The organism is Lentzea alba (assembly GCF_011067745.1).
Taxonomy (GTDB): Bacteria; Actinomycetota; Actinomycetes; order Mycobacteriales; family Pseudonocardiaceae; genus Lentzea; species Lentzea alba.
Genome location: NZ_JAAMPJ010000024.1, coordinates 1 through 18,336, shown reverse-complemented (window position 1 = coordinate 18,336; position 18,336 = coordinate 1). Strand labels below are relative to the sequence as shown.

Sequence of the window (18,336 nt, the reverse complement as noted above, 5' to 3'; positions counted from 1 at the left end):
GAGACCCAGCGGCATGAACGCATTGCAAGACAAGAGAAAAAGAGCAACTCGGTATCCGAGTGCCTACCAGGCAGGACGAACGCGCGGATCAGCGTTCGGGCGGGTGTCCCGTCTTGCCGGACCGGGGAGAGGAGAACGCGAAGGACGATCGCAGCCGGGGCATGGCACCTCAAGTCGCGTAGCCGCCGCCACCGTGTTGTGACGAGCGGGCCGACCAGGCTTCCCGGCGCTCCACCCATCAAGATGCCGTAAAAACACGTCGGAGGCAAACCCCAGGTGACGTGGATGTTCAGGTTGAGCTGGCAGCCGACGCGCAAAGACGGCGTAAAGATTGCTTCGGAGCTGGGTCTGTCCAGGTATTGATGAGACGTGGCGCGCTGAGGAGCCGCGCGTCATCGCTCGGTCTCGCCGGGTGCGTCCTGGACCCCTGCGTGGTGGAGCTTGGTGACGTCGCTGTCGAAACCAGCGTTCCTGAGGCGACGGTTGGTGCCGAGCCTGCGGCATCCCGCGCGAGTCGTGGTGCTGGCGTTCGCCGTGGCGACACTGATCGGTACGGCGCTGCTGATGCTGCCGATGGCGACGGAGTCCGGTGCCGGCACCGATCCGATCGCGGCGCTGTTCACCGTGGTGTCGGCGATCTGCGTGACGGGACTCGTCGTGGTGGACACCCCGACGCACTGGTCGATCTTCGGCGAGGTGGTGGTGCTCGCCCTGATCCAGGTCGGCGGTTTCGGCATCATGACGCTCGCCTCGCTGCTGACCTTGCTGGTCTCGCGCCGCCTCGGCCTGCGGATGCAGCTCACGGCCCAAGCGGAGACCAAGACCCTCGGGCTCGGTGACGTCCGCACCGTGGTCGGTGGCGTGATCGTGGTGAGCCTGGTCGTCGAGGCGGTGACGGCGGTCTTTCTGGGGCTGCGGTTCCTGATCGGGTACGGAGAATCCCCGGCGCGGGCCGCCTACCTGGGGATCTTCCACGCGGTGTCGGCGTTCAACAACGCCGGGTTCGCGCTGTACACCGACAGCATGGTCGGGTTCGCAGCGGATCCGTGGATCTGCCTGCCCATCCTGTTCGCCGTCATCGTCGGAGGACTCGGCTTTCCGGTCATCTTCGAGCTCGTGCGCAGGCGCAACCGGAAGAGGTGGTCCCTGCACACGCGGATCACGGTTCCGGTCTACTTCGGACTGCTGGCGCTCGGCACGCTCGCGGTTCTGGTGCTCGAGTGGGGCAACACCCTCGGCAAGCTCGACGTGCACCACAAACTGCTGGCAGGCGTCTTCCACGGCGTCATGCCGCGCACCGCGGGCTTCAACAGCCTCGACGTCGGTGCCATGCACTCGTCGACACTGCTGATCAACGACGTACTGATGTTCATCGGCGGCGGTAGCGCGGGCACGGCGGGCGGTATCAAGGTGACCACTTTCGCCCTGCTCGGCTTCGTCATCCTCGCCGAGATCCGCGGCGAGCCGACAGTGCACGTGATGAACAGGCGGCTCACCGACCAGGTGCAGCGCCAAGCGTTGACGGTGGCTCTGCTCGGCGTCGGAGCCGTGATGGCCGGCACGATCACGCTGCTGTCGATCAGCCCGTTCCCTCTCGACGACGTGCTGTTCGAGACGACGTCAGCATTCGGCACCGTCGGCATGTCCACCGGCATCACCGCCCAGCTGCCCGCCGCCGGTCAGCTCGTCCTGATCGCGTTGATGTTCATCGGCAGACTCGGACCGATCACCCTCGCGTCCGCGCTCGCCCTGCGCGACCGCGCTCGGCGCTACGAACTCCCCGAGGAGCGACCTGTTGTCGGATAAGCGAACCTCACGGGTGGTCGTGGTGGGCCTTGGCCGCTTCGGCAGCTCACTGGCGCTCGAACTCACCGCCCGCGGAACCGAGGTCCTCGGCATCGACTCGAACCCCAAGATCGTCCAGCAGCACGCGCAGGATCTCACCCACGCCGTCGTCGCCGACACCACCGACCCGGAGGTGATGAGACAGCTCGGCGTCGACCAGTTCCAGCGCGCCGTCGTCGGCATCGGAACCGACCTCGAAGCCAGCATCCTCACCACCGCCCTGCTGGTGGACTTCGACATTCCCCACATCTGGGCCAAGGCCGTCAGCCGCCAGCACGGCCGCATCCTGCAACGCATGGGCGCGCACCACGTGGTGCTGCCCGAGCACGAGATGGGCGAGCGCGTCGCCCACCTCGTAACCGGCAGAATGCTCGACTTCATCGAGTTCGAGGACGACTACGCGATGGTCAAGACCCGCGCCCCGGCAGAGGCCGTCGGCATGCCGCTGGACCAGAGCCGTCTGCGGTCGAAGTACGGAGTGACGGTGGTCGGCGTGAAGCGGCCGGGCGAGGGCTTCACCTACGCCACGGCCGACACGGTGATCAACCGAGGCGACGTGCTGATCCTGGCCGGCCGGACCTCCGAGGTCGAACGCGTGGCCGACCTCACCTGACATCGGTAGAACAACATCACCCATGCCGCGCTACCCAGGCGAAGGTCACGACAGGACGTTTGCGAGGCTGTGGAGATGCGCCGATTCCTGTTCGACTCCAGTGGTGTGGTCCGCCCGTGGGCTCTCGTCGGCATGTTGGTGGTAGTACCGGTCGTCGTACTTGCGTTGGCTTCATGGGGTGGATGGGCGGGGCTGATCACCATTGCCGTGATCCTCGCAGGTGGTCTCGCCCTCATCATGCGCAGCGACGGCTGAGCCACGCGAGGATCTCCGCCGACGCCCTCATCGAAAGGACCTCGCAAGGTTGCACAATGCGGGCTTCCGCAGACTGCCGACGCGGACACATTCGGTCGGGTGAGCGTCCGTGCCAGACCCTTCCGGGGAGAACGGGTACCGGCCGGGGGATCGGAGGCCGGTACCCGTCCGGTGTGGACGAGGGCGGGCGGGCTACCTGCGACGCGGAAACGTCGTCGAGGTAGCGGCCGATTGGGGAGCAGGCATGAGTTCGCGCACGAATGGACGGTCGCGGAACGCGCGGTCACGCACGACGAGATCGGATGTTCACCGCTCGACTGCCGGCATCAAGTGCTCGCCGTGGTGCGACACGGTCAACGGCTCTGGACCGAGGACTCGACTGTCGCGGTGTTGCGTGGCGAGAACAGGTTGCTCGTGGTGAGTCCAGGGCGTGACGAAGCCGGTCGCATCACCATCGCCAAAGCGCAATGAACTCGAAAGGTCGCCGGCCTCCGAATCCGTGATCGAATCCGGTCAGTCGCGGATACCGTGCGAAGAGCGCACAGCAGGACGGTGTGTGCTTATTCGGAGGCGCCCAACTGATGACCGCCGGTGACGGCCCAGCGGCAATGGTGCTCGACTTGGCTGTTGAGCCGGCCACCAATCTGTCGGCAGTGCGCGGCCACATAGCCACGGCATTGCACGATCTGGGCGAAGACCACCGCTACGACGTCGCGCTCGTCGTCACCGAACTGGTGAGCAACGTCCTGGACCACACACCTGGCACGGGGCGACTCCGCATCTTCCGGCACACCGCACGGTGCGAGATCACGATCGAAGTCGACGACAGATCACCGGCGCAGCCGGTGCACGGGCATTCACGACTCGGCGGCACCAGAGGTCGGGGCATCGTGGTTGTCGACAACCTCGCACACGAGTGGGGCACCCGTCCACTGCCTCACGGCGGCAAAACGGTGTTCGCGTCGGTCCGTTGCCCAGACGACGACAACTAGCCCACTCATGTCGGTCCGCCCGAGCGGGCGGCATCCGCGTGGGATACGGCCCGCTTCGCAGATGCGTCAGTGCGAGCCGGTCAGCTGACCGGACAGCTTGGTGTGCAAGTGCTCACTGTCCGGAGTCGAGGATGCCGAGAAGTTCGCGCGCATCTCGTCCAGCTGGAAGCCCAGCGGCTTCATCCGCGTGATCACACCAACCGCTGCACTCAGGCTCGGTGTACAGGCGAAACCCGCCCTGGCTGCGCACGCTGGGCACGACCAGGCCGACTTCCTCGTAGTAGCGGATCGTGCGCAACGACAGACCGATCCGCTCGGCGACCTCACCGATCTGCATGTGCTCGCCCACAACATCCCTTCCGCACCGGCCGTGATCACCCACGTCAAGTATGGGCCGCTGCGGCAGTGGCTGCCCGCGCGATCACATAGTGCCGCGTCTGGGCCTTGAGTGAACTCGGCAAGGTAGCGCCGTGGTGAGCCGGTGGTGCAAGTGGTCCTGCATCGACCGAAAAGCCGAACAATTGATCGACGGCGAAACTGTGTCAGACGGGAGTGTGGGGTGCCTCGCCTGCGTCGCCGTGGCGGGCGCGTGCCTTCTGCCGCCGTCGGCGGTCGAGCAACCACATCGCCGGTGACGCGGACAAGCCGTGCCCGAGAATGGAACCGATGACCACGAGTCCGACGATTCGCTACACGACACCGTGTTCGGAGAACTGGCCTTCCTGGATGGCGTAGGTGACGTAGAACAACGATCCCACGCCGCGGACACCGAAGAACGAGATGACGGCGCGTTCACGCGGCCCGGTTCGGCCGCCGAGCAGGCCCAGCCAGCCGGTCAGCGGTCGTACCAGCAGCAGGATCACCGTGGCGATCCCGATCTCCGGCCAGCTGATGCCGGTGAAAAGGCCGGTGGCGGCCGCCCCTCCGAGCAGGAAGACGATCAGGACGGTGAGCATGCGCTCGGCTTGTTCGACGTAGCGGTGCAGGACCTGGTGGTAGCCGTGGTGCCGTTCGGCGGCTCTGATCGTGCAGGCGCAGACGAACACGGCGATGAACCCGTACCCCTCGGCGAGTTCGGTGAGCCCGTAGGCGAGGAACGTGGCGGCGAGCGCGACGAAGCCCTCCGCGTGTTCGGCGAGGCGGAATCGTTCCGAGGGCGCGGAGAAGAACAGCTTGCCCAGCAGCCAGCCCACGAGGCCGCCGATGGCCAGAGCGGCGACGATGCGCCACAGCACGTCCACGGCGAGCCAGTGCGCGAGCCACCGCGACGGCGCGGCTCCGGCGAGGCTGATCGCGATGGCGGCATGAGTGAACGGGAACGCCAGCCCGTCGTTGAGCCCTGCCTCGGAGGTGAGCGCGAACCCGGCCTCGGCCTCGTCCTCGTCCTCGTCGGAGTCCGGATTCTCCGCCGGTTCGGCGACCTGGACCTCACTGGCGAGCACTGGGTCGGTCGGCGCGAGCGCCGCCGCGAGCAGAACGCTGGCCGCGACCCCGAGGCCCAGCGCACTCCAGCCGAGCACGCCGACGCAGACCACGGACAGCGGCATCGTGATCGCGAGCAGCCGCCAGGTGCTGGCCCAGCCACGCGCGCTGACCGCCCGGTTCAACGCGAGGCCGGCGCCCATCAGCGAGATGATCACGCACACCTCGGTCAGGTGCAGCAGCGCGGTGCTGTGCCGGACGGGATCGGGATCGGGCAGCGGATCCATGATCGTGAAGGTGAGCGCGCCGGTGCTCAGGAAGAGCATCGGCATGGAGATCGGCGCGCGGTCGAGCAGCCGTGGCAACAGGGCGGCGGCGAGCGTTGCCAGCCCCGCGCCGGCGTACAGCAGGGGAGCCGGGTCCACAGTGCGCCCTTCCGTGCGTCAAGGGCGCCTCAGACACCCGGTCGGAGACGTGCTGAAACACAGCGTGGGTCCGCACCAGTCAGCTCGGGAACGTCCACAGTGGCCTGCGCTCCGTTGAACGGCACCTGCTGGGTCGACCAGATACAGCTTTCGGGGGCTGTCGGCATAGCGATCTCTTGCTTGACGACATTGAGTCGATGAAGGCGCGATGGTCCGATTACGTCGGAAGATGAGGACCGCCGGTTGTGTGGTGCCTGTGGTTCGTTTGCGGCCAGCGGCGTCCGGCCGGTGGCGGTCTGAGTAGACGGTGGCTCCGCCGGGAAGTAGTCCGCACCGGCTTGTTGCGACTTGCTGTGGAACTCGACGCCACCGTGCGTGACTTCGTGCGGCACGTGATCGTCGCTGCCGCGGAAGAAGCCGCCGTTGAGGAAGGAGACTGGCTTGGCGTCACTGAGCATCTGGCCGAGGACGAGCACAGCCAGCTGCTTCTACTAGCTCGGAAACTGTGTGTCGGCGTTCCCGACGCCGCACCGGCAGACGGGAACAACCGACACGCGTCATCACCGCGGCGCTACCCGTAGGTGAGCATGCCGTCCATTTGGGACGGTTCGAGAAGCTGCCGACCCATGACGCGAGAACCTATCACTGCATTCGTAACATATGTTCGATCAGGCGCGCGTGGTGAAGGCCGTGCCGGACAAGCCGCAGGCTCCGGTCAGGGTGTTGGGGCCTCGGCAGGGCAAGCTGCTTTTCGTGGCGGTTCCCAAAATCGCCGCAGCCAAGCCGTTCTACGAGCTCGACCCCTCGAAGCTGCCTGTTTCGCCTGAGGAAGCGGCGGTGCCGAAGAAGGCCGCGTTGTTCGCCAGGACCGTCGACACGGATGAGATGCCCAAGATCGACCTTCTCGTGTGCGGAACGGTAGCGGTGAACCGCCGAGGCGTCAGGCTGGGCAAGGGCGCGGGCCGACCGGGCTTCCCGGCGCTCCACCAATAAAGATGCCGGAAAATGCCCGCGAGGCAAACCTTTCCCGCGAACGCTGCGCAGGTTGGCTGTGACCGGAGAAGCAACATGGAGACTCGCTGCGGCGCGATGAGACGGCACTGGATTGGGCAGGTCGCGCAACCGCGGCCTGCCCGAAGTCGTCGAGAAGTCAGTGGCTCGCGTTGATGTGGGATCTACGTGCTCCTGCGACGATGCGGCCGGTCACCGCGAGGATCGTGATGAGGACCGACATGACCAGCCAGCCCGGCCACCCACCCATGCCGAACGTCCACGGGTTCGGCGTGGCCAGTTCAGCGGAGTCGGTGAACGCGACGTTGACGAACCCGAGCACCAGCGTGTTGTACGCGGCGTGGGCGACGGTGGATGGCCAGATGGAGTTCGTGGTCATGCGAAGCCAGCCCAGCAGGGTTCCGAAGAGGACGCAGAAGATGGCGAAGCTCAGGAACGCCGGCCGGGCGTGCGGCCCGACATAGCCGGGCAAGTGCCACAGCGCCCAGATGACGCCGCTCGTCAGCAGTCCGGTCCACGTGCCCAGTGGCAGCAAGCGCGGCAACAGGAACCCTCGCCAGCCCCATTCCTCGCAGAACGCGAAAGGGAGCAGGATCACGAACACGATGGCGTTCTTCGCCAGGGCCGCGAACATCACCGCCGCCGTCGGCCCGCTGCCGAAGACCTGGTGCAGGCCGGAAAACCCGGTCAGGTCGAGCCGGTGCACACCTGCTGCCGTCCCGATGGCGACGGCGAGCGCGGCCAAGCCGAGCACACCGATCAGGGCGAGTGCGCAGTAGGCGCCGACAGTGCGCAACGGGCGGATGGTGAGACCGGTGTCGCCGGTACGCGTCAACCGTGTGGTGACGGCCGTTGCGATTCCGACGCACAGCATGCTGCCCGCCGCGACGATCTCGGTGCTCACGCTTGCCAGCCACAGCAGCCACGGCAGTGCGAAAGTGATTGACAGGAACGTGATGACGGGTCGCACGGTGCTCATGTCCGCACCGCCACGAGTGTGTGTGAGACCGCGGTGGGAGCGCTCACCAGGATTTCGTCGAAACGCGCAGCGAAACCGGGTGCCAAGGTGATCCGGACCGCGGGGTGACCCCGGCGGACGCACACGAGCTGGCGCGCATTGGTGCCAAGCCCCCAGTAGCCGGCCTTGAGCACGCCGAACACCTCCGCGCCCGCGATGCGCATGCCGCGGATGGCGGCCAACGCATCCGGTTCGGCTTGGACCTGCCGCGCCGCGGTCAACGGCACCACGATCCGCCTGCGCTGCGTGAAAAGCCGTTCCCACGCGCTGAACTCGACGATCAGCACGTGGTTGTGGACCGATGTCCTGGCCATGAGTCCCCCTCCCCAGTGAGCATCTGTTGTAGTACTTGTATAACAGATAGACTTGGCGTCGTGCTACTGACGATCGACCTCGACAGCGAGACGCCGATCTACCAGCAGATCCGGGACCGGGTGGTGGAAGCGATCGCAACCGGCGAGCTGCGCGCGGGCGACCCGCTGCCCTCCACCCGGCAGCTCGGCGTGGACCTGGGCATCAACTTCCACACCGTGAGCAAGGCCTACGACCTGCTCCGCCGCGAGGGCGTCATCCGGATCAACCGCAAGAGCGGCGCGGTCGTGCGGCGCGACCACGGCAGCGGCCCGCCCGACGCGGGCTTCGCCGACGCGTGGCAGGCGCGGCTGCGGACCTTGCTGGCGGAGGCGACGACGCAGGGCATCACGCCCGACGAGGTCCTCGGCCGCAGCCGTGACGTGCTGAGCGGCTTCGTCGCCGACGTCCGGGAAGGGAGCTGACTGCATGACGATCCTCTGGACCGTGATCATCACGGCCGGGTTTCTCGCGATGCCCGCGCTGGCCAGGCCGACGCTGCCCTTCGGGATCCGGGTTCCGCGCGAACGGCTGCGCGAACCCGTCCTTCGCACGGTGCGCAACGCCTACCGCGCCGGCGTGGCTCTGCTCGGTGCGGCCGCGGTGGTCGTTTCCATCGGAGGTGTCAGCGGCCTCGTGCCCCCGTTGGTCATGGCGGATCTGCTCTTCTACTGGGCCGCATCGGCGGCATTGGCCAGGGCGAAACGGCTGGGGGAGTGGACGTCACGCCGCCAGGGCGTGGCATCGGACACCTCGCTGCGCACGGACCCGGTGCGGCTGGCGTGGCTGTTCCTGTTGCCCGCCACCGCTTTCCTCGTGGCGACAGCTGTGCTCGGCCTAGTCCGCTACAGCACGCTGCCGACGAGTCTGCCGACGTTCACCGGGCTCGCCGTCGACGCCCACCACCGAATCGGGACGACGCCGTGGACCGCCGCGTGGCCGGTCACGCACCAGCTCGTCGTACTAGTGCTCGCGGTTCTCGTCGTGGTCGTCCTGCCACGAAGCCGGCCGGAGCTCGACGCGGCCCGTCCCGCAGCCTCCGCGCGACGCTACCGCGCCTACCTGACCGGAATGCTGCGGATCGTGGTGCTCGTGGCCACCGCGGTCAACGCCGCCCTGACCGTGATCGCGTTGCAGATGTGGACGGTGGTCACGCCGTCATCTGCGTGGACCGTGCTCGCCGCAGCTCCTGTGGCCGCTGCTTTCGCTGCGGCGTTGGTGTGGATGGCGCGGACCGGCGACGTGGGACATCGCCTCGCGGATGAGGACGAGGAGGACTCGGGGCTGTCGCAGCGCGACGACGACCGGTACTGGCATGTCGGCGGCACCGTCTACGCCAACCGCGCCGACCCGGCTCTGCTTGTGCACCAGCGTGTCGGCATGAGATGGACGCTGAACCTCGGTCACCCGATGTCGTGGCTGATCTTGGCCGCACTCGCAGCAGTGGCGATCTCGGCGGCCACAGGTCTGGTGCACCTGCCTTCGCGGTAGCGAGTCGCCGTGTGGGGTGTCAGAACTCCGCACGCAGGCGTTGAGCTGCGGTGATCGGGTTCTGTCGTCCTAACCACCGTCGACCACATCAAGCGCGGCACCACGCTCCACCGCGGCCGGATCACCCGATCGTAGAGCCCGGCTGTAGGTCCGTACGTCGCCGGCGAGTACTCGGTGGCTTGATCAACGAGTACGAACCTGCAGCGGCCTGATACGCAGATCAGGCCCACCGGACCATGTTTTGGCACCCCACAGGGTGGCTGCTTCCGGTGCCGGTGGTCTTGAGCCACGTCACGGACCTGCCATGAGTTCAAGCGGATCGATCCGGTCGGCGAGCACGCTGACTGCCCCGCCAGCGCGTTCGACGACGCAGATCGACCGCCTCAGCATAGATCGGCAGGACCGTCTCGGCTGAGTCATCCACGAGTATCGGGCGGCTTAACCTGCATGGACGTAGTTTTCGGCACGCACACGGTTCCGGAACTGGACGACCTGCGGCCGTCCAGTTCCGGCGGAGGTGAGTTCCACTCGGCCGACGGTGGTGTCCACGGTCGCGTTGGTGAGTGGGAAGTCCGCTCGCGCCAACGCTTCCGAGCACCATTGCCGCACGGTACGTTCACCACGCGGGTTCTTGTACACGGTCGGCATTGCGCCAGTGTGTTCGGCGGCTAGTGGTTCGTCCAGCGCTGATCAACCAAGTCGGGTCATGCGTCCTCATCAATGATGGGCTTCCGCAGCAGTCGGACAGCCAGCGCGATGATCCAGCAGAATCCGGCGAGTAGCGCGGCGTGCTCGAGCAGTCCGGCCGGTGCCGGTCGCCAGATGTCCTGGACGTCGAGGCGGTAGGCGATGCCAGCAGCGAAGGAGAAGGCGATGACAAGGACACCGGAGATACGGGAGTAGGTCGTCCAGCCGCGCCTGGTATCCATATGGGCATCGCCGGTACGGGTGCGGGCGAGGACGAACGCCGCGGCGCTCAACGCGGCGAATAGGACCAGTCCGATGAGGCCGTGGATGCGGCCGGCGACCGTGACCACGGCCGGCTGCCCAGGCGGGTAGCCCAGTGCCGGATCAGTAGGAACCAGACCGGCCACGACCAGTGAGGCTCCGGCCAGTGCCACGAGTATCGGTCCCCAGGTGGGGCCTCGGCCGTGGCGCAGCGCCTGGCGCAGACCGGCCGCAAACGCCATCAGCAGCAGGCCACCGACCACGAAGTTCAGCACCAGCAGCCAGGCTCGATCACCGGTGCCGAGCTGACTGGCGCCGTGATGCCACAAGCTGTAGCCGGGGCGTGTGGCGCCGTCGGCCCAGAGCAGTACGGGCATGATCACGCCGGCTCCAACACCGCAGGCCAGTAGTGGTCTGGTGATGGCCACAAGAGATCCTCCTCGTTCTCCGCGACCGTGGCGGGTCGCGGGCCGACCAGACTTCCCGGCTCACCGATGTCACGCCTGAGGGCGTCTTGGTCACACGGTACACGTGTTTTAGTATTTACTGAAACAGCTGTAAACGGAAGGTCGGCTCGCCATGAACGAACAGGAACGGCTGCTGGAGTGGGTGGAGCGGGTGGCCATGTACCTGGCGCGCGATGGCGTGCCGCCGATCGCGGGGCGGGTGCTGGGGTGGCTGATGGTCTGCGACCCACCAGAGCAGACCGCCGCGCAGATCAGCGCTGCCATTGGCTCCAGCCGCGCGTCCTTGACCTCGAATCTGCGGCTGCTGTCGAGCATGGGCTTCCTCTCCTGGCGGACTCGGCCGGGTGAGCGCACCGTCTACTACCGGATGGCCGAGGAGGCGTGGTCGGCGGTGGTGCGCCAGCAGATCGCCGGGATCGCCTCGTTCCTGGACATCACCCGCGAGGGCCTGGACCTGGTCGGCTCGGACGACGACCGCGCGACGCGCATCCGCCAGGCGCACGCCACCTTCGAGTGGATGGCGAACGTCTTCGACAACGCGCCTCCCCTGCGCCCCAAGGAGAACAAGAATGAGACGTCGTGACCCGAGAGGCCATCGTGATCGGCGGGCTGCATCAGTGGTCTGGCCGCCGCTGTGGCGCTGCACCGCACCGGGGCGCCCCTGGCGGCATGCCCCGTTTGGGTGAGATGCGAAACATGCCGGAGCATTACTTCGATGATGTGAGCAACTTGCTTGCGAGATGCCGTGGTCGCTGGCCGCCGGCGTATGACATGACCGATGCACTGTGGACGGTGACGATGAGTGTGCTGTTGCCACAACCCGCGGTGCTGTTCGCCCTCTTCCAAGCAGAGGCCGGCACGGTGGCGGGTGCCCGGGAGGCGTTCCAAATGCTCATCACCGATCTGGTGGGTGTGCGGTATCCCGCTGCGAACGAGGTCGCTGGTCCAGGTGGCGGCGACTGGGGGATCGACACGTACGTCGGGCGCTTGGACGACTCGGTCGTGGTCTGGCAGTCGAAGTTCTTTCCGACCTGGGCGGGCAATGATCAACAGCAGCAAGTCCGCGACTCGTTCAAGCAGCTGATGACCAAGGCCAAGTCGGAGGGGCTTCCACGTTGACGCGTGGACACTCTGCGTGCCATGCATTCTCCCTCCCGATGAGCAGCAGTGGTTCGACCGCTGGGCGGCGCGTGAAGGCCGGAAACACGCCGTCAAGATCACCATGTGGAACGGAGTCGAACTCCGTCGCCAGCTCATGCAGCCGGACGCTGCGAACGTGTATCGCATCCACTTCACCGGCAATGGTGCACAGCCGGCCGAGCAGGTGCGCATGCTGGCCGACGTCAGCGGCCTCGGAGACGCACTCTTCGTACGTCAACTTGAGGAAGCGGGCAACGTCGAGACGGACGCTGCACGAGGCCTGTTTTTTGCGGCGGAAGCGCTGGCGCGTGATCTTGCCTCAGCGGGGAACGAAGTCGGTGTCAATGCGCTGAACGAGCTGCACCTTGATGTGCAGTCGTTGTGGGAGCAACACTTCAACGCTCGCGTTGCGGCCGCGGATGACGAGGGCCGAATGCAAGGACTCGTCGACCAGGTTCTGCTCGAGGCCGGTCAATGGTGCGATCCTGAAGGTCTCAAGCTCAGGCCGGCGCACAGCAAAGGCGTCGTGCACCGTTTGGTCGAGGACGCACGTGCTGGTTGGGTACGACATTGGCGTCACATAGCGGCCGCGCATCAAGGACCGGCGGCGAGTGACACCATTGCGGCGCAACTGGAAGCGGATCCGTCTGCTGGCCTGCGCCTGTGGGAACGCGTACAGCAAGCCGAAGACAACGCAGATCGACTTGAAGGGCACGCCAAGAGATTGCGGGCCGAGCGTCGTGAATCAGCAGCACGACCCGATCGCGCTGCCGTGATCCGTCGGCTCTCTCATCGGTTCGGTGAGGTGCTGTCAGACTTGGGCTATCCGAAGCTGAGCGATCCCAGGTTGGACAACAACCTGATGCCGCACGTGCGCGGACTTCCATACACGGCCGCGAGTAGTGGTGGTCTGGTCTTGATCAGCCTCGCCTGGTACCTCGCCATCTGGGAAGTCGCTCATGAGCAGGACGGCCGACGGCCAGGTTTGCTCATCATCGACAGTCCGCAGAAGAACCTCGGCCATTCAGCTGATCCGGACGACCCCGACTTTGCCGATACCGGTCTCGTTGAGAACTTTTACCGTCACGTCAAGCAGTGGCTCGCTGGGCCGGGAGTCGGGGCTCAGCTCGTCGTAGTTGACAACAGCCCACCAGAAGCCGTCGCAGGCGACATCGTGGTGCGGTACACACGCAGCAGAACGTTGCCTCCGTACGGTCTGATCGACGACGCGTTCGACTAAGCGGCTCATCAATCTCACGATCACGCGCGAAGGAGCTCCCGCGTGCGAGACCCCCTTCGTGTCACCGGCGTCGGCCGAGGTGAGTCAGCACGTCGACACGCTCGAGTAAGTAGTACCTCGTGTACGTGCTGAATCCGTTGGAGAACATGGCTCCACGGATATCACTGCTCCTGGTGTGCGTCTCCGCGGTCGAAGCGGAACCGCCGTCCGTGCTGTTCACCTTGGAGGTGATGTGCGTCCGTCGCGGCGTTCGGTCGCACCGTGCCCTTCGGGGCATTGACGGCCTGAGCTGCTGGCAGCCGTTACCCGTGTTGCGCCATGACTTCAACGAGCCTCGCCCGTTCTTCACCGGCACCGACTCCTGCAGCTGAGCCGGTGCGAACACGGTCGTGTGAACGTTGAGCGACGGTCATTGGGTCAGTCCGCCTCCACTCGCACCGTGCCCGCCGTCCCATCGACGGTGATGAGCTGTCCGGTCGTGATCTCGTGGGTGGCGTTGCGGACGCAGATGACTGCGGGGATGCCGTATTCGCGGGCGACGGTGGGGCCGTGCGCCACGGGGGACCCGGTCTCGGTGACCAGACCGGCCGCGGTCATGAACAGCGGTGTCCAGCCTGGATCTGTCGTCGGCGCCACCAGGATCTCACCCGGCTCGATGTGCGCGCCGGCCGGATCGCGGATGACGCGTGCCCTGCCGGTCGCTTGGCCGGCGGCTCCGGACATGCCGGTCAGCACGCCATCCTGTGCAGGCTCCGCAGGTGCTAGCGCCTCCACATCGGTTCCATCGGACAGCAGGGCACCGGGGACCGTGGGGCGCCGCAGCTCACGCTCGTACTCCGCGCGCCGCCTCGCGACCAACTCCCGATGGTCGGACCCGTCCAGCACGGCCGCGCGTGCTTCACCGAGGTCCAGGAACATGATGTCGTCGGCGTGCTCCAGCAGGTCGCGGGAGACCAGGTCGGCACCGATCAGGAGGAGCTGTTGGCGCGCCACCTGGATCGCGGGCAACCAGGCGAACTTCGCGATCTCCCGGAGGCCGGTGAGCTGGCGCGACCGGCGCATGAGGAACACCGCCAGTCGTCCGCGTATCGGCCGCTTGCCCCGCACCCGCACCGACAGGGTCTTGATCATCTCCTCCGCCTTCTGCGCGGCAGCCGCGAACCGGCGGTCGGGCGCCTGCTCGGGGGCCTCGACGCGGAGGTAGTTGGCGATCGTGGCGAACAGCGGAGCAGGGTCTTCGGCCCAGCGGGGGACACCGACGTCGATCTCGGCGGCCGCGCGCATGCCATACCTGTCCACGAAGGTAGCCATGCCGATGTCCGGGAGTTCGCCGGCGACGTACTTCGCGGCGAGCTCGTCCGGCGGCGTGTGGAGGAACAGGTCGCGGTGCTCCCGCGCGTTCACCGCGAGCCCCCACAGCGCGAGATCCATCTCGGTGGTCACGTTGTGCGGCATCCCGCCGAGGACGATGTCGAGCTCCTCCGCAGAGGCGACCCCGTTGAGCAGAGCTGCCGGGGCCGTCCCGGCGACGATGCCGGCCATCAGCGGCCAGACGATCCCCTTCATGTCCGGACTCATGACCGACTTGTGCGACTCCTCGACCACCCACCGCAGCCTCTCGGCGGCCGTGGCGGAGTCGGCCGGTGGGATCAGCGTGCGCCGGATCTCCGCGACACCGCGGTACGCCCTCGCCCGAGCGGTGGCCGGGCGGGCCAGGCTCGACACGAACCCGGCGAGCGCTCTCGGCAACAGCCGTGACGTCATCTTGAGCGCGGTCGCGAGACGGAACGGCAGGCCGCGGTGTGGAGCGAACCTCGGATCGTCCATCACGCGCACGACGGCACTGCGCACCCGCGGCCCGTAGACCTCCAGCGATGTCGGCAGCTGCTTGCGCATGGCCTTGCTGCGGATGAGATGGGTCAGGTCGAAGTAAAGCCGTCCGCCGATGGGGACCAGCCGGGGCAACGGGTCGTGCGGGTCGACTTCGGCCCCCACGGACTTGAACCACATGGCCGATCCCACTTTGAGCAACGACACCCCCATCGGCGTGCACGGCCGAAGCATGCCCTGGATGTGACCGAACTCCAGGTAGAGCCGGGTCTCGCCGGTGTCGGGCGGCTGCGGGAACAGGGTGGTGATCGGCCGGGACTGGAGCAGCCACAGCGTGCCGTCGGCATCGATCGCCCACTCGACGTCCTGCGGCGAACCGAAATGCCTCTGCAACCGCAGGCCGGCATCCCACAGCTGTTCGAGCTGGTATTGGTCGAGGCACCCGTCGCGATTCGGCACGGCCGGCGTGTGCTGATTCAGAACGTAGTGGTCCGGAACGACTGTGCCCTCGACGATGGCGGTGCCCAGGCCGGGCGCGGCATCGACGACCATTTCAGTGCGGCAGCCGGTGATCGGGTTGGCGGTGAACATGACACCGGCGACGGCCGGGTCGATCATGCGTTGAACCACCACGGCCATGGCGGCGTCGTCGATGCCTGCGGCAGCGCGGTAGGCGACGGCGCGTGCGGAGTGAAGGGAGTCCCAGCATCTGCGGACCGCTTCGATGAGTGGGTCGGCGCCTTCGACGTTGAGGTAGGTGTCCTGCTGGCCGGCGAAGCTCGCGTCCGGCAAGTCCTCGGCGGTGGCGCTGGAGCGAACCGCCACCCGCCCGCCACCGAGCCGCTCGTACGCATCGATCAGCTCGTTCTCCGGGAGATCTCGCGACTTGTAGGACTCGACGGTCAGACAGAATCCGTCCGGGACGCGCTCGCCGACCCTGATCATCTCACCGAGCCCGGCAGCCTTGCCACCCACCAGATCGATCATGGAAGAGCTGATCTCGGACAGAAGGACCAGTTTCATCTCGTACCCTCCCCGCAGCCTTCATCACCCATCCCCACCAAGGATCCTCTCGCGGAACCGCTGGACACGTCGCTCATCCACCTGGCTGCCTGAGCAGCGGTCTCCATGCCGATCGGCGTCCCGCCGGTCACCGCCAGGACCGCGGCCCTGAGTCCGAATGTGAGGAAGAGGCGCAGCCCGTCTTCGACGAGATGGGTGTTCGAGGCTGTGGGGTGTCAAAGGTCGGCCACATGGATCTGAGCTGCCGTTAGGCGGCAAGTTCGTACTCGTTGATCAGGCCGCCGAGGGCTGCTCGGCGACGTGTCGACGTGCAGCCCGGCTTTGTTGTCGGGTGGTCTGGTCGTGGTGGTGTGAGTTGCCGTGCCTGGTGGGGCCGGCGGTGGTCGTAGTGGGACACCTAGCGTCCAGCACCGTGTTCAGGTGACGCTCGTTGATGACGAGCAGTCGGTCGGTGAACTCGCGTCTGATGGTGCCGACGAATCGTTCGGCGTAGCAGTTGGCTCGCGGGCACCGTGGCGGGATCTTCACGACGTCGATGCCGGCGTCGGCCAGGACCGCGTCGAATGAAGCGGTGAACTGTCCGGCCTGGTCACGGATCAGGAACCGCTCTGATGCTTGAGTTCGTGTCTCTGGTGTCCAGCCCGTCCAGGCGAGCGGCGTGATCGCACAGCTCGTCGGTGAACACGCTGAGTGGGAGGTTGCGATGGCGCGCAGCCTGGACGGTCACGAGCTTGAACGCCAGCGCCAATTCCCGCATCACTGATCGGCGTAGGCCTCGTCACGTGGTGGTAGGTCAGGCCGCGCGGTGGCCGTCAACCGATGCGGGATGCCCAGTCGCGTGGCGATCTGATCGTGAATGGGCGTGCCGATCAACGGCTCCACGATGCGCTGCGAAGCCGTCGCGTGTGGCACCGAGCCTTGGGCGGAGGGCTGACCCTTCTCCACGGCGATCTCCTCTACCAGCGCAGCGACGACCCGCCGGAGCCTAGACGGTGCAATCGGCACGACCGCGTGGTCGCACCGGCTGTCACCCGGTGGTTGCGCACTTTCACACTGATCGGTAGTGCGCACACTGCGTGGGCTTCCGCTGATTCACTCCGGACGTCGCGGTAGCCGAGTGGGCACTTCGCCGGACACTTGCCCCCGCGGGTGCCAGCACATCCACCACGCACGTCCAGGAACTTGCCGCTGCGCAGGTGCAGGTCGTCTGGCGGCATCGACCTTGGCTTGGGGTGATTGGCCACAGTGGACCGTCATCGCCTTCGAACCCTGAGGCCTGTTCAGCCGATCTGCGCGCGGACCGTCGACACCGCGTCCGGCAGGGTCGCATGGGGCCGCAACACGCGGTCTGCCCCGGCAAGCCGCAGCGGCCTGAGCACTGCTCGGTTCGCCGCAGTCGTCGCGAACGGGACGCCCTGCTGCTCGGCGTATTCCTGAGCGTCGAGCAGCAGGGTGATGCCGATCGAGCCCAGAAACGTGACGGTCTGCAGGTCCACGACAACGGCATGGGGGCGTCGGGTCACCAGACCGATCAGCTCGTTCGCGATCGGATTGATCGTGGCAAGGTCGACCTCCCCGGAAACGTTCACCACCAACACGCTTTCGTGGTGGTGCGTGCGTAACACGCAGTCGCCAGGCTTGCTGCTCAAAGGCGCGCTCATCATGGCACCCCGTTCCGCCGGATCCCCTCCTCCATGTGCAACGATCGCGATCTCGTTTGGATACGAGAATGAGCGTGACTCTCATACGTCAACGCCACGGCACTGAAACGGGTGTACGTGTTCTTCGTGATGGAGGTCGCCACCCGCAACGTCCACATCCTCGGCACCACCAACCCCGACGGACCCTGGACCACCCAGCAAACCCGCAACCTGCTCATGGACCTCGACACCCGAGCCGACGACTTCCGGTTCCTTGTCCCGTGACGGGGCCGGCCAGTTCGCCGCTTCATTCGACGCGGTCCTGGGCGACGCCGGCATCGACGTCGTGAACTTCAATAGCTGATCTACAAACCGTCCGTGCGTCCACTCATGGCGATTTGAGTGTGTTTGCAGGAGCGGTGAGATACTGCCGAGGGCATGAGACGGAGGCACCTCATGTCTTCCTTTAGTCAGGTATCCGGCGATCACGGTTGTTGATAGGTACCTGAGGTTCCCCCGAGAACTCGGAGGGTTGATTACCTGGCTCCGGTTGGGGACGCCGGGATGATAGATGGCTCGAGTTGATCGGCGTGCCAGGCGGCCTCGTACTCGTCGGGACTGAGCC

The 18,336-nt window shown here is 66.4% G+C and carries 21 protein-coding genes and 1 pseudogene; 13 read left to right on the top strand and 9 right to left on the bottom strand.

All coding sequences use genetic code 11. The features are described 5' to 3' along the window. Nucleotides 1-444: 444 nt before the first annotated feature. From G7043_RS47245 to G7043_RS47225, 5 genes are all read left to right on the top strand, one after another. Nucleotides 445-1,806 (top strand): TrkH family potassium uptake protein, encoded by a 1,362-nt coding sequence (locus G7043_RS47245; RefSeq protein WP_449279979.1) that lies wholly within the window; start codon nt 445-447, stop codon nt 1,804-1,806. Beyond that, nucleotides 1,793-2,458 carry a potassium channel family protein gene (locus G7043_RS47240; protein ID WP_207312686.1) on the top strand — a complete coding sequence of 222 codons (666 nt, stop codon included), beginning with the start codon at nt 1,793-1,795 and terminating at the stop codon, nt 2,456-2,458. Before G7043_RS47245 ends, G7043_RS47240 begins: the two co-directional genes overlap by 14 nt. 75 nt (nt 2,459-2,533) lie before the next feature. Then, nucleotides 2,534-2,713, top strand: a complete 180-nt coding sequence (locus tag G7043_RS47235; RefSeq protein WP_166056320.1) for a hypothetical protein — start codon at nt 2,534-2,536, stop codon at nt 2,711-2,713. A gap of 231 nt (nt 2,714-2,944) precedes the next feature. Beyond that, complete coding sequence (locus tag G7043_RS47230; RefSeq protein WP_166056318.1) at nt 2,945-3,184, top strand: hypothetical protein; 240 nt, start codon at nt 2,945-2,947, stop codon at nt 3,182-3,184. Between the two features lie 110 nt (nt 3,185-3,294). Beyond that, a complete protein-coding gene (locus tag G7043_RS47225; protein WP_242643481.1) occupies nt 3,295-3,705 on the top strand; it encodes an ATP-binding protein in 411 nt (136 codons plus the stop codon). Between the two features lie 147 nt (nt 3,706-3,852). Here the strand turns inward: G7043_RS47225 and G7043_RS47220 are convergent. The 3 genes and pseudogenes from G7043_RS47220 to G7043_RS47210 form a co-directional block, all read right to left on the bottom strand. After that, a pseudogene (locus tag G7043_RS47220) lies at nt 3,853-4,054 on the bottom strand (MerR family transcriptional regulator); the annotation flags it as partial. Between the two features lie 340 nt (nt 4,055-4,394). Next, nucleotides 4,395-5,552, bottom strand: a complete 1,158-nt coding sequence (locus G7043_RS47215) for a cation:proton antiporter (RefSeq protein ID WP_207312683.1) — start codon at nt 5,550-5,552, stop codon at nt 4,395-4,397. A 29-nt stretch (nt 5,553-5,581) separates the two neighbouring features. Further along, the gene (locus tag G7043_RS47210) at nt 5,582-6,028 is read right to left on the bottom strand and encodes a hypothetical protein (protein ID WP_166056316.1); all 447 of its coding nucleotides are present in this window, start codon (nt 6,026-6,028) and stop codon (nt 5,582-5,584) included. Nucleotides 6,029-6,212: 184 nt separating this feature from the next. Here G7043_RS47210 and G7043_RS47205 point away from each other — a divergent pair, with 184 nt between their 5' ends. Beyond that, nucleotides 6,213-6,545, top strand: coding sequence for a 5-formyltetrahydrofolate cyclo-ligase (locus G7043_RS47205; RefSeq protein ID WP_166056314.1), 333 nt, complete (start codon nt 6,213-6,215; stop codon nt 6,543-6,545). A gap of 157 nt (nt 6,546-6,702) precedes the next feature. Here the strand turns inward: G7043_RS47205 and G7043_RS47200 are convergent, their stop codons facing one another. Continuing rightward, on the bottom strand, nt 6,703-7,542 hold the full coding sequence (locus tag G7043_RS47200; RefSeq protein ID WP_166056312.1) for a CPBP family intramembrane glutamic endopeptidase: 840 nt from the start codon (nt 7,540-7,542) through the stop codon (nt 6,703-6,705). Beyond that, the gene (locus tag G7043_RS47195; protein WP_166056310.1) at nt 7,539-7,895 is read right to left on the bottom strand and encodes a hypothetical protein; all 357 of its coding nucleotides are present in this window, start codon (nt 7,893-7,895) and stop codon (nt 7,539-7,541) included. Before G7043_RS47195 ends, G7043_RS47200 begins: the two co-directional genes overlap by 4 nt. 60 nt (nt 7,896-7,955) lie before the next feature. Between G7043_RS47195 and G7043_RS47190 the strand changes: the two genes are divergently transcribed. Together G7043_RS47190 and G7043_RS47185 are read left to right on the top strand one after the other, a co-directional pair. After that, nucleotides 7,956-8,357, top strand: coding sequence for a GntR family transcriptional regulator (locus tag G7043_RS47190; RefSeq protein WP_166056308.1), 402 nt, complete (start codon nt 7,956-7,958; stop codon nt 8,355-8,357). Between the two features lie 4 nt (nt 8,358-8,361). Next, entirely contained in the window at nt 8,362-9,423 is a 1,062-nt protein-coding gene (locus G7043_RS47185) for a DUF5808 domain-containing protein (protein WP_166056306.1), read from the top strand. A gap of 704 nt (nt 9,424-10,127) precedes the next feature. Here the strand turns inward: G7043_RS47185 and G7043_RS47180 are convergent. Then, nucleotides 10,128-10,748: a DUF998 domain-containing protein gene (locus tag G7043_RS47180; RefSeq protein ID WP_242643482.1), complete on the bottom strand. Its 621-nt coding sequence runs from the start codon at nt 10,746-10,748 to the stop codon at nt 10,128-10,130. Between the two features lie 202 nt (nt 10,749-10,950). On the opposite strand from G7043_RS47180, the gene G7043_RS47175 reads away from it, so the two are divergent. Genes G7043_RS47175 through G7043_RS47165 form a run of 3 tightly spaced genes read left to right on the top strand, consistent with a single transcriptional unit; the run spans nt 10,951 to nt 13,218 of the window. Then, nucleotides 10,951-11,421 carry a GbsR/MarR family transcriptional regulator gene (locus G7043_RS47175; protein ID WP_166056301.1) on the top strand — a complete coding sequence of 157 codons (471 nt, stop codon included), beginning with the start codon at nt 10,951-10,953 and terminating at the stop codon, nt 11,419-11,421. Next, nucleotides 11,418-11,957, top strand: coding sequence for a hypothetical protein (locus G7043_RS47170; RefSeq protein ID WP_166056299.1), 540 nt, complete (start codon nt 11,418-11,420; stop codon nt 11,955-11,957). The genes G7043_RS47175 and G7043_RS47170 overlap by 4 nt, the downstream gene beginning before the upstream one ends. 16 nt (nt 11,958-11,973) lie before the next feature. Further along, the gene (locus G7043_RS47165; RefSeq protein ID WP_166056297.1) at nt 11,974-13,218 is read left to right on the top strand and encodes a hypothetical protein; all 1,245 of its coding nucleotides are present in this window, start codon (nt 11,974-11,976) and stop codon (nt 13,216-13,218) included. Between the two features lie 417 nt (nt 13,219-13,635). On the opposite strand, the gene G7043_RS47160 is transcribed toward G7043_RS47165, so the two are convergent. Further along, entirely contained in the window at nt 13,636-16,071 is a 2,436-nt protein-coding gene (locus G7043_RS47160; RefSeq protein ID WP_166056295.1) for a PEP/pyruvate-binding domain-containing protein, read from the bottom strand. A gap of 420 nt (nt 16,072-16,491) precedes the next feature. On the opposite strand from G7043_RS47160, the gene G7043_RS47155 reads away from it, so the two are divergent. Then, entirely contained in the window at nt 16,492-16,638 is a 147-nt protein-coding gene (locus G7043_RS47155; RefSeq protein ID WP_166056293.1) for a hypothetical protein, read from the top strand. Nucleotides 16,639-16,827: 189 nt separating this feature from the next. Here G7043_RS47155 and G7043_RS47150 read toward each other — a convergent pair whose 3' ends face one another. Beyond that, a complete protein-coding gene (locus tag G7043_RS47150) occupies nt 16,828-17,016 on the bottom strand; it encodes a hypothetical protein (protein ID WP_166056291.1) in 189 nt (62 codons plus the stop codon). Between the two features lie 335 nt (nt 17,017-17,351). Next, nucleotides 17,352-17,732, bottom strand: a complete 381-nt coding sequence (locus G7043_RS47145) for an STAS domain-containing protein (protein WP_166056289.1) — start codon at nt 17,730-17,732, stop codon at nt 17,352-17,354. Between the two features lie 117 nt (nt 17,733-17,849). Here G7043_RS47145 and G7043_RS47140 point away from each other — a divergent pair, with 117 nt between their 5' ends. Then, entirely contained in the window at nt 17,850-17,996 is a 147-nt protein-coding gene (locus G7043_RS47140; RefSeq protein WP_242643480.1) for a hypothetical protein, read from the top strand. Nucleotides 17,997-18,336 lie beyond the last annotated feature (340 nt).